The 14,163-nt window shown below is 33.0% G+C and carries 16 protein-coding genes; 2 read left to right on the forward strand and 14 right to left on the reverse strand.

The genetic code is table 11. The features are described from left to right. Positions 1-31 precede the first annotated feature (31 nt). From AC5YGI_RS19605 to AC5YGI_RS19635, 7 genes are all read right to left on the reverse strand, one after another. The gene (locus tag AC5YGI_RS19605) at positions 32-415 is read right to left on the reverse strand and encodes a 5-carboxymethyl-2-hydroxymuconate Delta-isomerase (protein ID WP_330743391.1); all 384 of its coding nucleotides are present in this window, start codon (positions 413-415) and stop codon (positions 32-34) included. A 280-nt stretch (positions 416-695) separates the two neighbouring features. Further along, positions 696-1,355, reverse strand: coding sequence for a DUF2461 domain-containing protein (locus AC5YGI_RS19610; protein ID WP_330743389.1), 660 nt, complete (start codon positions 1,353-1,355; stop codon positions 696-698). A 7-nt stretch (positions 1,356-1,362) separates the two neighbouring features. Then, positions 1,363-1,908 carry a hypothetical protein gene (locus AC5YGI_RS19615; protein ID WP_330743387.1) on the reverse strand — a complete coding sequence of 182 codons (546 nt, stop codon included), beginning with the start codon at positions 1,906-1,908 and terminating at the stop codon, positions 1,363-1,365. 63 nt (positions 1,909-1,971) lie between these two features. After that, positions 1,972-2,700 carry a TauD/TfdA family dioxygenase gene (locus tag AC5YGI_RS19620; RefSeq protein WP_330743384.1) on the reverse strand — a complete coding sequence of 243 codons (729 nt, stop codon included), beginning with the start codon at positions 2,698-2,700 and terminating at the stop codon, positions 1,972-1,974. After that, a complete protein-coding gene (locus AC5YGI_RS19625; protein WP_278352435.1) occupies positions 2,675-3,001 on the reverse strand; it encodes a hypothetical protein in 327 nt (108 codons plus the stop codon). The genes AC5YGI_RS19620 and AC5YGI_RS19625 overlap by 26 nt, the downstream gene beginning before the upstream one ends. Positions 3,002-3,119: 118 nt before the next feature. Then, positions 3,120-3,674: a hypothetical protein gene (locus AC5YGI_RS19630; protein WP_330743380.1), complete on the reverse strand. Its 555-nt coding sequence runs from the start codon at positions 3,672-3,674 to the stop codon at positions 3,120-3,122. Between the two features lie 58 nt (positions 3,675-3,732). Next, a complete protein-coding gene (locus AC5YGI_RS19635) occupies positions 3,733-4,908 on the reverse strand; it encodes a Kelch repeat-containing protein (protein ID WP_496169344.1) in 1,176 nt (391 codons plus the stop codon). Positions 4,909-5,336: 428 nt separating this feature from the next. Between AC5YGI_RS19635 and AC5YGI_RS19640 the strand changes: the two genes are divergently transcribed. Then, complete coding sequence (locus AC5YGI_RS19640; protein WP_496169346.1) at positions 5,337-5,765, forward strand: CBS domain-containing protein; 429 nt, start codon at positions 5,337-5,339, stop codon at positions 5,763-5,765. Positions 5,766-5,980: 215 nt separating this feature from the next. On the opposite strand, the gene AC5YGI_RS19645 is transcribed toward AC5YGI_RS19640, so the two are convergent. From AC5YGI_RS19645 to AC5YGI_RS19660, 4 genes are all read right to left on the reverse strand, one after another. Next, on the reverse strand, positions 5,981-6,613 hold the full coding sequence (locus AC5YGI_RS19645) for a tetratricopeptide repeat protein (protein ID WP_330743374.1): 633 nt from the start codon (positions 6,611-6,613) through the stop codon (positions 5,981-5,983). 101 nt (positions 6,614-6,714) lie between these two features. Continuing rightward, the gene (locus AC5YGI_RS19650; RefSeq protein WP_330743373.1) at positions 6,715-7,353 is read right to left on the reverse strand and encodes a hypothetical protein; all 639 of its coding nucleotides are present in this window, start codon (positions 7,351-7,353) and stop codon (positions 6,715-6,717) included. An 82-nt stretch (positions 7,354-7,435) separates the two neighbouring features. Further along, positions 7,436-7,885 carry a hypothetical protein gene (locus tag AC5YGI_RS19655; protein ID WP_330743371.1) on the reverse strand — a complete coding sequence of 150 codons (450 nt, stop codon included), beginning with the start codon at positions 7,883-7,885 and terminating at the stop codon, positions 7,436-7,438. 27 nt (positions 7,886-7,912) lie between these two features. Next, on the reverse strand, positions 7,913-8,320 hold the full coding sequence (locus AC5YGI_RS19660; protein ID WP_496169349.1) for an XRE family transcriptional regulator: 408 nt from the start codon (positions 8,318-8,320) through the stop codon (positions 7,913-7,915). A gap of 319 nt (positions 8,321-8,639) precedes the next feature. Here AC5YGI_RS19660 and AC5YGI_RS19665 point away from each other — a divergent pair, with 319 nt between their 5' ends. Then, the gene (locus AC5YGI_RS19665) at positions 8,640-11,483 is read left to right on the forward strand and encodes an SIR2 family protein (protein ID WP_496169351.1); all 2,844 of its coding nucleotides are present in this window, start codon (positions 8,640-8,642) and stop codon (positions 11,481-11,483) included. Positions 11,484-11,777: 294 nt separating this feature from the next. Here AC5YGI_RS19665 and groL read toward each other — a convergent pair whose 3' ends face one another. From groL to AC5YGI_RS19680, 3 genes are read right to left on the reverse strand one after another with little or no spacing between them, the layout of a single operon-like run. Next, the gene (groL, locus tag AC5YGI_RS19670) at positions 11,778-13,403 is read right to left on the reverse strand and encodes a chaperonin GroEL (protein ID WP_062675889.1); all 1,626 of its coding nucleotides are present in this window, start codon (positions 13,401-13,403) and stop codon (positions 11,778-11,780) included. A gap of 55 nt (positions 13,404-13,458) precedes the next feature. Beyond that, the gene (locus AC5YGI_RS19675; RefSeq protein WP_330743363.1) at positions 13,459-13,818 is read right to left on the reverse strand and encodes a four helix bundle protein; all 360 of its coding nucleotides are present in this window, start codon (positions 13,816-13,818) and stop codon (positions 13,459-13,461) included. 33 nt (positions 13,819-13,851) lie between these two features. Beyond that, a complete protein-coding gene (locus AC5YGI_RS19680) occupies positions 13,852-14,130 on the reverse strand; it encodes a co-chaperone GroES (RefSeq protein WP_002976538.1) in 279 nt (92 codons plus the stop codon). Positions 14,131-14,163: the final 33 nt, after the last annotated feature.

Here is a 14,163-nt window from a genome sequence, read left to right on the forward strand (position 1 = left end):
TAATGTTTAGTTGTGTGTGTAAGGGTGAATGTTATAAACCAAAATGCCTGTCCTGGTCTGAGTTTTCAGGATTGATGAGTGCTTTGTTGCTGTAGGTCGCCGCTTCAAAATCACTGATGTTTACAGAAAGAAAAGAAATATCAGGCAGCAATTCTGAAAGCCCCGTACAGATTTTCTTGGAAAGATTAGCTTTTTGTTCTGTATTGCGTCCCTGCATGATATACCCAAACACATGTAGAAAATTTTTCTTACCTGTGCCTAATCGGTAATATTGATAAGGCTGAAGCCTTACTTTGATGTCGTTGGGAGCAAATAGTCCTGTTGCGTCTGCTGCTTCGTAAACAGCATCCATTAATTCATCCGGTGTTCTCTGCAGAAGAATATCCTGTGAGCAATCTATTATAAAATGAGGCATAGATTCTATTTTGTGTTTGATTTTGTGTGAGATAAAAGTAGTGAAAATTAGTAATGGATATCCAAAATAAAAAACCACTCTTAAACAGAATGGTTTGAAAAAGTGTATTTTTTACTTTGTGAATGCTGATTTTATGGATTTGATTTTTTAATGCTGTATCGTGGTTTTACAACATCGGTCATGTCGAGGACAATATCATAAATTCCATCTTCAGAAATTGGGAAGGCATAGGCATCAAAGGCAATACTTTGATTATCATTTTACTTTGTAAAGTATAAATTTAGTACAAAGGCTCTCCATTGAGATCCGTAGTCAGTACCTCACTCATATAATCAAAAAAAGGCCGCATGGCAAGCAAAGTCAGAATGACTTCCTTCTGAAAGCTGTCTGACAGAACCTCCTTATCCGTAAATTTCCGCATCACCAGGAATTGTTTTTTCCTGATCAGATCAATAGCCGGATGATTTTTATCAAACCCACGAGGTGCCGTTTTTACAGCGTCTCCTTTCAATTCTCCGAAATATTTGATGAAAGTTTTATCAGAGATAATTTTCTCAATTTCTTTACTGCTGATTTCAAATTCTTTACGGATGCGAAGCAAATCTTTGGGCTCTGGACCCCAGAAGCCACCTCCTACAAAACTGTTACCCGGTTCCAGCTGAATATAATATCCGCCTCTCAGCATAGGCTTCGAACGGGAATATCCCACCCCGAAATTGGTTTTATAGGGTGTTTTGTTTTTGGAAAAACGGACATCATTATAAATCCTGAAAATATGCATTCCTTTAAGCTGATCATGCTCCTGAAGTTCATTGTAGATCTGGGTAAATAAAACTTTATTTTCCTTTACAATGGTATCATATTCAGATTTGTGCTTTGCGAACCATTCCCGGTTGTTATTTCCTTTCAGATGGGTGAGAAACTCAAATGCTTTTTTCATATTCAGATCAGGATTTTCCTTCGTTGATATATTCTTGATAATCTTCTTCTAATTTGTTAATTTCCTCTATCAGGAAATCATAAATATTTCCTTCAAATATATCGTAATCTTCCTCGTCATATTTGTCGTACTCCACTTTGATGATGCCGTTGTCGGTATAAGCTCTGTACAGATTTCCGCTGCGTTTGAAAAATAATTGGCCCAGAGGTTTTTCTTTATATTCAAGCGCTTCGGCATGTTTCTCTTCAAAACCCATCCATGAAGGCATTTCTTTATCCTGTGAAAGGCCATATACAAAAAAGGCGTATCCGAATTTCCAGGCCGGAAGAACATCAAATTCTTCGGGCCGCTTCCATACTTCTTCTTTAACTTCAAGAAGCAAGGATCCAAATGTTGTCAGGAAATCCTTAACATCTTCACTGAATGTAAAACCTGTACTTTCTTCATACTTTGTAATCTGTTCTTCGGTGGCTGGATTTGCCAGGGAACTCATTACGAAAAAATCATCATTTAATTTCTTTTTCCTGTCCCAGAAATCTTCTTTTGTTGTCATATTTTTTTGTTTGGTTTGTGCCGTCATCACTGCATGGGTTGTGGAAACAAATATAGGGGAAAGCTAGGGGATAAGAGACTCATTAAGGATCGTAAATCTGATCCTTTTCATCAGCCTATGAGAGTTGGTATCAATAGCACTTCGACCATGCAGCATTAAATCATTTCTAAATAAAATCAAATCTCCTTTTTTTAATTTAATATTAAAAGAAAGATGTTTGAAAAGCTTATCAAGATTGTTTAATTCCTCAATTTCGACTTCAGTAAGTTTTGAAAAAGATTCCATCGTAATTCTGTCGTAACAGATTTTATATCTTCCGTTTTCTATTTCTAAAATACTTCGTTCCTGATTTTTGAATTTCCATTTTTTATTCAAAAGCTTCTGTCTTTCGTCTACTGATAAATGTCTTAACAGGTCATTCAGGAACATAAATGTATTGATGCCCTGGTCTTCTTCTGCAGGTTCCACACACAACAATCCTACGGTATCAGGAATTTGATCAAAATCGGCACAGTCTGTATGTAATGGGAAAATTAGATTTGAGTTGGCAATTGATGTGAAAAAATTATTACGGCGGGTTATTTTTACATCAAAAACCGCTTTGCCATTATTATTCCGTTTCTCATTTAATACTACTCCTAAACGACCGATAAATGATTGTAATTCATCATCATGTGGTGGAAAATCTTTTACAATTACCAAAGATTTTCCCTGTCGTAAATCTTCTGTTATTTCCTGGAGATTAAGATCTTGCTTCCAGTTGTAGTTAATTAACAAGTCTTGTATTTCCATCTATAAATATGAATAATGATCCGTCCTGCCCATGTTTAGGAAAATTACAGATTTTTTCTTCTAAATCTGTAATCATAACATAGTCTACATATTCCTTATTTTCTATGACATAATGCATACAGGATATATTTTCAATTTGATCATCCCATTTTAGTTCAATATGAGTTGGGATTTTTGTCAGTTCATGAACCTTTGAAATCAGTTCTCCGATTGAAGCTGAGTTTTCATCAATATCGATATCAATAAATTGAGGAAACTCATCGTGTTCCACTGCGAGTATTGTCTTTAATTCAATTTTCATTTTGGCTTATTTTTTTGTAAAATCTGATTAAGAAATATTTTACGAAAGTACAGATTTACTTGTTAATCAAATTACATTGCTATTTGTTTTCCCTTGTACTTAAAAGAAGAGAAGAGTATTATATTTTACGAACATTATAAATAATATTTTGAAAAATATAGTGGTCTATTTCTGTTTCTGTAATTCCGGGATTATTATTTTTCCATTTGAGAAACAATTTTTCGTAGTCAGTTGTAGTTTTAAAATCTCTGAACAGGATTTCCTTGAAATCATTAAATTCTTCAAAATTTAGTTTCCAATGATTGAGCAGATTTCCTTCTCTTATTTCAAGTAATTCATAAATGGCTTCTTCATTATTTTCATCATCATATTCTCCACGAAAGGCATCGATCCGAATTAATCCTGAAAACCAATCAAACTTTGTATTAGGAAATAAATCTTTTAATTTGTGAGTTTTGTTTTCCTTACTGAACATCCATTTAACATTTTTGATCAGCAATTCATTGTCTTTTATTTCAAAGAATGCTACATATCCTCTCCAGCAAGCACTGAACGCTCCTGTATGTTCCGGTCTGTATTCCGGAAATTCATTAAAGTAATACTCTAAAATTTCATTATTCAGATAATATTCTTTTCCTTCATAGAATAATGAATCACGAATCTGTTGGGTCATTTGTGTTTTATTTGTGAATAGGATTTCAAAGCAAATATTTAATAAATAGCACTTACTATCATCTTACAATTTTAATCTTCTGCAAAACCCCTTTCTCATCTTTAAAACTGAAAATATAAGTTCCTCTTTGTACTTTAGATAAATCTATATTTCTGTTATAATAGGCAAAGCCCCTGTTGATCACTTCTCCATCTAAAGAGTAGACGGTAAACTCAAATTGATTGCTGTTATTTTTATTGCTGATGATAAAACCGTCTTTGGATGCGTTGGTATACACTCTTGTTTTGGTCTCACGATCGTCATTGGCTGTATTTGATGAGAGTGCATTCTCAGAAATATCAGCTGCCTGTAAGCTTTTAATAGCTGATTTGGTTACAGACGTTGTACTTCCGCCGATGATATATAATTTATTGTTATAAACTTCCGCTGCAGCATGTCTTCTGGGAATCATATTGGATGATAGCTGGTGGAATTTATTGGTTGTTGTATCAAAGTAAGCCAGAAACGTCTGATTATTATAACCTCCTGCAATGAAAATCTTATCACCGGATACCGCTAATGTATGTCCTGATATCCCGGCTGGCATCGTAATCTGATCGGTCCAGCGATTGGTATTGATGTCGTAGATATTGATCAGGCGGGATGAAGTACCGTTGAAACCGCCAATGACATACAATTTATCATTCACAATTTTGCCCTTTGCTTCTCTGGCGGTGGGCATATCCGGCAATGGATGCCAGGTATCTGAAGCAATATCATAATATTGGAATCTGTTGGAAAATGCAGTGGTTGCAGCGCCGTTCAGTCCGCTTCCGCCGAACACATATATTTTCCCGTTATGGATGGCAGAACCTGCATTTCCTGTATACGAACGGTTCACAGCACCCTTTGTTACTTTCAGGGTTTCAAGATCTACAATTTCAAGATGGCTGTTTCCCCAACCATTGAAAATATAAATTTTATTATTGTAAGTCTCCGAATTAGCAAATTTTTTAGGACTTATAGTTGCATTGAGAACACTCCATTTGTTGTCTGTAATATTGTATTTTTCAATATAATTGGCCATACCTCCGCTTTCCTGATATCCGTTGCTCACATAGATATTATCGTCTACGATGACACTGGATATGGCTCCTCTGCCTGCAGACATATTGGCGAGCGTTTTAAATTGAAGTGTTTGTGCATGGGCGAGCAGTGAGCCCAAAAATGAAAGGAATAATAATTTTGTTTTCAATGGTATAAGGTTTAGTGTGTTTGTTTTATCAGATTTTCTTTATAGAAGTCCGGATTTATTTTAGTACCGGACTTTAAGAGAATAATCATGGTTTAAAGATAGGAAAAAGTTGAAGAGAATTTTAAAATTACTTTATTCAGACAAGCAGGGTAGAGATGCTTTATTTTTTTCCACAAAGTCGGGAGACTTTGCGGAGTGGGTTGTTTTTGTAAGTTGTTGAAAATTAAATACTAAAGTTGCGGGCTTCTTCGAAAAATTACAAAAATGAAACCATGATATTTAACATATCATACAGCGGGGAAAATTGATAAATATCAGCTGCAATGGTATGATGAGGCAGGTGTTTCTTCGCTAACTTTGAGTATGAAAAAGGGATTTATGGTTCGTTTTTCATTGTTAATTTTCACAATAATCTAAACAAAAATGCTATGAAACAAAGAGTTCCAATTTCCCAAATTATGACGAAAGACCTGATTATACTCAATCTTACACAATCATTGTATGAGGCTGAAAACTTATTTAAAAAAAATAAAATCAGGCATATTCCGGTTGTCGAAAATCAAAAGTTATTAGGCGTATTAAGTTATAGTGATTTATTAAAAATCAGCTATGCGGATGTAGAACAATCGGATGATGCGGAAGATATTCCAGTGTCAGCAGTGGTATACGACGTATTTACTATTTCGCAGGTGATGACAAAAGCTCCTCTCACTGTAAATCCTGAGACTACCATAAAAGAGGTAGCAGAGATTTTATCCGAACATAGTTTTCATTCTGTCCCAGTGGTAGAAAATGACCAGCTAAAAGGTATTGTGACTACTACAGATATTTTAAAGTATTTATTGCAGCAGTATTAAACGGCCCAATATTCACTTTAAATGCCTATTTATAGTGAATACCTTACATTTTCCATATTCAGACTAATTGGAGATTATATACGTATAAGAAACCCGAAGTCCAGACTTCGGGTTTCTTTATTTTTTTAGAGGCTGCTGAATGTCCACGTTGCTGCAAGAATCCTTTCGTCGTTTTGATAATTATGGCCAATTTTTATTTCTGAATCATGTAATCATTATTCTATCTTTTTCAAATCCATTTCCGAATATAATCTATACTGTATATTTCCAGTACTTTTATATACTTTGTCGTATAATACTTTTGCTTCTTTGTATTTTCCCAATTCATCATAGAGTGCCCCTAACATATAAGCAGCTTCTATTTGATCAGGTTCATTTTTTAAAATTTCTTTATACATCCTTTCAGCCTGTTCATTTTCATTATGAGCAAAATACCAGTTCGCTATTTCCCAATAATCAGATAAAAGCTTTGTTTCAGTAAATTTATTTTTTAGAGAATCGATACTTATTTCTTTGTAATCATTTCTAAACTTGTCCATTCCTGTTTTCTTTACATCAGCCATATGAATATAGAAAGGATCACAATTATTTATTAATCTGATCATAAAATCTTTCATGAAATCATCTCTGTTTTTGTTAGCTGTGCTGTTATGGAAGTTTTCAAAATCTTTCTGAAGTTTTGACATTACTTCATAGGAACAAGTTTTAAATGTTTCATCAGTATAATTTGTTTTACCAGATAAACAAGTGCAAAATTCCTTTTCAAATTTTTGTGGAAAATCCTGAGCTTTAATGTGAAAAGAAATTGAAACAGAGAACAAGATTCCTAATAGTAATTTTTTTTTCATGTATAGCTTTATTTTATTAATGTTCTTCTGTTCATGACAATATTCTTAATCACAATAAATTGTCAGTCGTATCTGAGACTTGCGGATCTGGGCTTTAAATATTAAGATTCAATAATTAAAAGAATATTAATTTTTCCTTCATCTGTTTCGTAGACTTCAATACTGCTTAAATCTAAATCGGATAAGTCATGACCCCAAATCCCATATTTTCCTTGAGTTTCATTTCTGTTTATTATTCCAGTTCTCTCATCTAATGGAATTGTTTTGATTTTTGAAGACTTTTCTTCTTCATTGTATATCTCATGATATTTTTTACTTATAGCAAGAATCAAATCTTTTCTACTGAAATAATTTGAATTTTTAAATTCAAAAATAGCAGGGTTATTTAGTGGATAATCAAAAATAATATTAATAGTTTGATATTTTATAATTTTTTCATCTGCATCAACTAATTGTTTAATTTGAGATTCAGGATTACTTAAGCTGATCCAGGGAATATATCCATCACTCCATTCTTTTTCCTGTTCTTTAGTTGCTTTTAATTTGAATTCAAATCCACTAATTAATTTTCCGGTATTTTGATACATTTTATTGGTTGCTTCCATTTCTTTTTTTTGGATAGCTTCAATATTATTTTCCTTTGAAGAACCAGAAGAACATGAATTGTGGCTATATAAATAGATAGTTAAAAATACTGGAAAAATATACTTAAGTTTCAATTTGTAGTTATTTATACTCATTGATTATAATACTTGAGTTGGTTACTTCTGATATTTTATTGTGCAAAATCGGTGACTTTGTAGAGCTGGTAATATTATTATTTTACTTAATATAATCCCCTGCAACAATAGATTTTTCCATTGTACTTACGATCTCAGAAACAGGAATCGTAAATATCCCGGCATTTCCTTTATCAAATTCTTTTTTCCAGTAAGAATATCCATCCATTTCAAGGGAGTCTGGTTTTTTGTAGGCCTCTTTTTTCAGGCTGATGACACTTTTGTTCAAAGCTTCTTCTGATAGGGGAAGATGGCTGAGGTTTTCTGCATACCCAGTAGGACTGGCAGGGTTTTTCATCTTCAAACCGCTGACAGAAATATGAATCACTTTTCCGGTTTCAGGATATTCTTCAATCTTTAATATGGTAAGGGTAGAACTTTTTTCGGTAGGACGGGTTTTGTAGTTCCATTGCTGGCCGACACGGTATTGGTCTTTTCTTGCACAGCTGAAGGACAGCAAGAATAATACTGCTATGAAAGTATAGAGTTTCATGAAGGGTTGGTTATTAGTTTTGTTTTTTTATTTCTGAATCAATTGCTCCAGCCTGGCCATCATTTCATCCTTTTCTTTCAGCATTCTTTCGTACAGCGCAATTTTTTCTTCGTGTAGTTGGATGAGCTTATCTAAGGGATAAATTGTACTATTTACATTTGTCCCATTCAAAAGTGGACTATTATTAAAAGTATTGGCAATAATATTTACTGCTTGTTCCTCATCCATATTTTCAATGGCTTCCACCGGAATTTGCAGAATCTGGGAAATCTTTTCTAAAATATCCTCTTCTACAGTTTCTTTCTGCTCCAAAAGCGAAACCTTCTTCTGGTTCCAGTCTTCACCAAGATCAAAAGCCAAAGCCTCCTGCTTGATGCCCAACATCTCCCGAAAACGCTTGATATTTCTCCCCTGATGTATTTTTTTGTTTTGCATATTTGTGTACGTTATAGAAACAAATATAAGTAAAAGTTGGGGGATAGGAAATGGGAGAGTGAGGGTATTTTATTCAGGTTAAAAGATGATGTGCTGGCATTTGCTATCCAAAGTGTCCTGACTTTGGATTATTAATTTTTTTACGCAAAGTCGGGAGACTTTGCGCAGCAGGGGATTATTGAATTTCTAGGATACTAGCATGATGCTCACACCAGCTGTGGCCAATTTTATTTTGCTTTAGAATCCAAATATTATTTTGCTTAATATAATTTATAGGTAAAATTATTACTTTTGTTTAAATGTGAATAATTTATAACTAATGATTGATGAAAATTTAAAGAAAGCTATTAGAAATAATAAACTTGTGCTTTTTATAGGTGCAGGAGCATCATTACCATTAAACTATCCCTCGTGGCAAAATTTAGTTGCAGGAATTTTAGATGATCTTAATTCTAATTTTTCAGATACTTCGGATTTAAGTTTTACCAACTTAAAACGCTCTATATTAAATGGTTCAAGAAGCCCATTAGAGATTTTGAATAAGATTGAACAAGATTCTAAAAGTGGTGATCAATATAGAACAAAGGCTAAGGAATATGTTTATGAGGTTTTTAATAGTCTTAATAATGAAGATAGGCTAGATTCTGGTGTACATAAATTACTTTGGGAACTCTCTTCAAGAATTGTTACAACTAATTACGACAGGATTTTAGAATACAATAAACCAGAAGATCCAAGAATTGATATTTTTGGAAATGAAAATATTTTCATGACTTTAAAAGCTCAAAAAGATAATGCTAAATTTCTCTATAAAATTCATGGTGATTTTAAGAACCCAGAAACAATAGTCTTATTTGAAAGTGACTATAAGTCTATATATTCAAAAAACAATTCTAATGAAGATGCTCTAAGTACATTTTTTAAAAATTATACTCTTTTATTTTTGGGATTTAGTCTTTCAGATCCGTTCGTAAATGAACTTTTTACTAAAATAAAAAAATTATATAACAATCATACAATTGCAAATCATTTTATTTTTTCAACAAGTGATACTGGAGATTTTTCGGAATATGATGTAAAAAAAATTTTTATTGATAATTGGAATGATTCTTTAGTTAGTTATTTGAATGCGCTTATTCAAGAAAAAACTGCTAGCATTATTGATGATGTAAGTGCCAATATATTGGATACAAAAGATAATAGTATTGAAGAATTAACTCTTTTAATAAAGAATAAAATTGATGAACTTAAGAATGATCCAGGTAATAAGTCATTAGCGTCTGAAATGCATGATATAAAAACAAAAATTGATCAACTTATTTATGGCGATTTAGATTATCTTAAAACTTTTGATAAAGAGTATAAAAATACTCATCTTCAGATGCTCTTTGATACTATATATGCAACAGAAAAATTATCAAAGGAAACATTTGATGAAATTAATAGAATTAGGCATGATTATGAGAACCATAAATGGTTTGAAAGATGTCAGTTAGTAAGTGCATTAACTTGTAGTTTATTTATATTTAATAAAGCTGATGAAAAAAAAATTTCATTATTAGTTGACTTTATAAATGATAATGAAGATAGAGTATGGAAAAGAGCACTTACGTATTTAGTTATGATATTAAATCATTTAGGTAATAAGTGGTTAAGATTTGATCCAATTAAGAAGAAAGTTAAATCTTTAACTTTAAACCTCAAAGCACAAGAAGCTTGTCAGCAAATAGTTGAATATATTCTTGTTGTTGGTATTGGAGAATACAATTTTACAGAAAAAGTTTTTGAAAACCCCTATTTTAAAGAAAACCCATATAATTATTTTTTACCTTTTTTTAAGGAGAATAATCCATTGTTTGATAACATTTATGATAATTATGATGGAGAAAATATTGAAAAGTTCATTGAAGTATTAGAAAAATCACCTTATCCAGATTCTTTCAAATATATAGTATGCAATACTACATATAAAAAGAATGAAACAGAAGATGATGATCCTGATAATATGTATAATCTAGAAAGGCATTATAATATTAATGGTGCTTACTATCCTTATGCTGGTTATATTCAGGAGTTTGTTAGTTTTATCATTAATTTCCCAGCATTACAGCATAAAAAGTTAATTGATACACAATTGAAAATTACTTCTACACCATTAAAAGATTATTTGTTAAGTGATAAAGAAAAATATCGTGTATTGGGAATTCACTTTCAAAAAGATAAGAACTGGGGACAAGCAATAATCAACTTCGAAAAATATCTTCAGTTACAATCTGATGATATAATGATTTTAGATAATTTAGTGACTTGCTATTTAAATAATAAGGAAGATGAGAAAGCAAAGGATATGTCAATACGTATTTTTGAGGAATTTCCCGAAAATGAATATAATTTAATTAGATTGGTAGACATATATTCTTCTAAAGGGGATGATGATTTAGCTTTGGAAATAATTGATAAATATGAATCAGAAAATCCATTAATCCATTTCAAAAAGGCTGGTGTATTAATAGATTTAAAGAAATATGATGATGCTTTAGTTTCCGTTCAAAAAGCAGATGAATTATCTTTTAAGAATAAAGCTATACTCTATGATCTATATGGGTTGATTTATAGTCATTTAGGAAGATACAAGGAATCCTTAAAATCTTTTGAAGAAGCAATATCGTTAGATAATAAGAGACCTGAATTTTATGCGCATATAGCAGATTTATATGGTGATATTGAAGATTACGAAACAGCAATAGAATATATTGAAAAAGCTTTGATTATCGAAAATTCAGATAAATATTATTTTAGGAAAATTTACTTTCTATTAAATTCAAATAAAATTGAGGAATCATATTCAACTTTGTCTAAGATTAAAAATAAAAATGAAGAGTATTTTAATGCACTTGCAAATTACTATAGATTGAAAGGAGATTATGAATCTGCTATAAGTACTATTGAAAAAGTTATAAATACCTCTGATGATAAAAGAATTGTAGGCACTAAAGCTGCTATATATGCATCGATGGGAGATGATGATAATTTTTACAAACTCTTGGAAGAAATATTGAAAGATGGAGTAGAAGCTAAAATGTTTTTACCTGATGTTAAAAATAGATATAAAAATGAAGCAAAATTTATTAGTATATTAGAAAATTATAATCAAGAATTATGAAAAACTGCTCTAAAAAAAGAGCAGTTTTTATTTAGATATAGAATTAAGAATATGTTAGTCCTAAATCCGGGATAGTTGGTTCAGCATTCTTCACTTTAATGATTATACGTTCTGTTGTTAAAAACATTTCAGATACAGAAGCTACGTTTTCAAGTATATTAAGCAGATCCTTGTCAAGGTTTTAAACCATGACAAGGATTCCAATCTAAATATCTTGCCTTAGATTTACATACAAAAAAACCGCCCTACAAAAAGCAGAGCGGTTAGTATATTAAATTGTCTCAGCTTACGCTGTTACATCATTCCTGGCATTCCACCACCCATTGGCATAGCTGGTTCAGCGCTCTTCACTTCAGTGATAACACATTCAGTTGTTAAAAGCATTCCAGATACAGAAGCTGCGTTTTCAAGGGCAACTCTTGTTACTTTAGTTGGGTCAATGATTCCTGCTTCAAGCATGTGAACATACTCGTCAGTTTTCGCGTTGTACCCGAAGTCTCCTGATCCTTCTGCTACTTTAGCAACGATTACAGAACCTTCACCACCTGCATTGGCAACGATTTGTCTTAATGGCTCTTCGATAGCTCTCTTAACGATTTTGATCCCTGTAGTTTCGTCAGCGTTAGATCCTGAAAGATTGTCAAGTGCAGAGATGGCTCTTACTAAAGCAACACCACCACCGGCAACGATACCTTCTTCAACAGCAGCTCTTGTAGCGTGTAGGGCATCATCTACTCTGTCTTTTTTCTCTTTCATTTCTACTTCAGAAGCAGCTCCTACGTAAAGTACAGCAACACCACCAGCTAACTTAGCTAATCTTTCCTGAAGTTTTTCTCTGTCGTAGTCAGAAGTTGTAGTTTCCATCTGAGCTTTGATCTGAGCAACTCTTCCTTTGATTTTCGCTTCGTCACCACCACCGTTTACAACTGTAGTGTTGTCTTTGTCGATCGTTACTTTCTCAGCAGTTCCAAGCATATCTAAAGAGATGTTCTCCATAGTGAAACCTTGCTCTTCAGAAATCACCTGTCCACCTGTAAGGATCGCGATATCTTCTAACATTGCTTTTCTTCTGTCTCCGAATCCTGGAGCTTTTACAGCAGCAATTTTAAGAGAACCTCTTAGTTTGTTGACTACCAGAGTAGCTAAAGCTTCTCCTTCAACTTCTTCAGAGATGATTAATAGAGACTTACCACCTTGTGCAATTGGTTCAAGAACCGGTAGCAATTCTTTCATTGAAGAGATTTTCTTCTCTACTAAAAGGATATATGGGTTTTCAAGTTCAGCTAACATTTTCTCAGGGTTGGTCACGAAGTAAGGTGACTGGTATCCTCTGTCGAACTGCATACCTTCTACAACGTCTACGGTTGTATCAGTACCTTTAGCCTCTTCTACAGTGATTACTCCTTCTTTACCTACTTTTCCGAACGCTTCAGCGATTAAAGAACCGATGGTATCATCGTTGTTGGCAGAAATAGAAGCAACCTGCTTGATTTTTTCTGAAGAATCTCCAACCTCCTGAGATTGAGATTTAAGGTTTTCCACAACAGCAGTTACCGCTTTGTCGATTCCTCTTTTAAGATCCATCGGGTTAGCACCAGCCGCTACGTTCTTAAGACCTTCTCTTACGATAGCCTGTGCCAATACAGTAGCGGTAGTAGTACCGTCTCCTGCGATATCATTGGTTTTGGAAGCCACTTCTTTTACCATCTGAGCTCCCATGTTTTCTACCTTATCTTCAAGTTCGATTTCTTTTGCTACAGAAACACCATCCTTAGTTACGTGTGGAGCACCGAAAGATTTTTCGATTACTACGTTTCTCCCTTTAGGACCTAAAGTTACTTTTACTGCATTTGCTAATGCATCAACCCCTCTTTTTAGAGCGTCTCTTGATTCAATATCGAATTTTATTTCTTTTGCCATAATTTTTAAGCTTTGGGCTATAGGCTTTAAGCGATAAGCTTTTTACCTTTAGCAATTAATTATTATTTAATAATTTTTTTCTAAGTTGTATAAGTTTTTGCCGGGTTAAATTGAGCGTTGCATTAAGTGCTGCTATTTTATCTTCAGAAGTAAATCCTAAATCACAAGAAAGAAAAAGAAGATATTCGGTTTCGTTTGTAGAACCTATACTTATTTCTATAAATCTTGCAAATTCTTTATCTGTGGATCTGCCACAGCCTTCTGCGATATTGGTAGGAATAGAAACAGCGGCCCTTCTTATTTGAGAAGTAAGACCAAAAAACTCAGATTTAGGAAAACTTTCAGAAATAATATAAATTTCTTTTACCAATTCATGAGAAATTTTCCAGGTATCATATTTTTTGTAGTCTCTCATTGCCTACTGCTTATAGCTTAATGCCTGCTGCTTTTACCCAATGATTCCCAATAAATCAGCTTCTCTTACGATCAAATAATCTTTACCTTCCAACTTCAATTCAGAACCTGAATATTTACCATAAAGTACTTTGTCACCTACCTGAACCGTTGTAGGCTCGTCTTTTTTACCAGGACCTACTGCTACTACAGTACCTTCTTGCGGCTTTTCCTTTGCAGTGTCCGGGATAATGATTCCTGAAGCTGTTTTAGTTTCTGCTGCGATTGGCTCTACCAGAACTCTGTCTGCCAATGGTTTAAAGTTTACTGACATAATATATTTAATTTTTTAATTATTTCTGTGTTG

The sequence above is a fragment of the Chryseobacterium sp. CS3K3.1 genome (assembly GCF_059515165.1).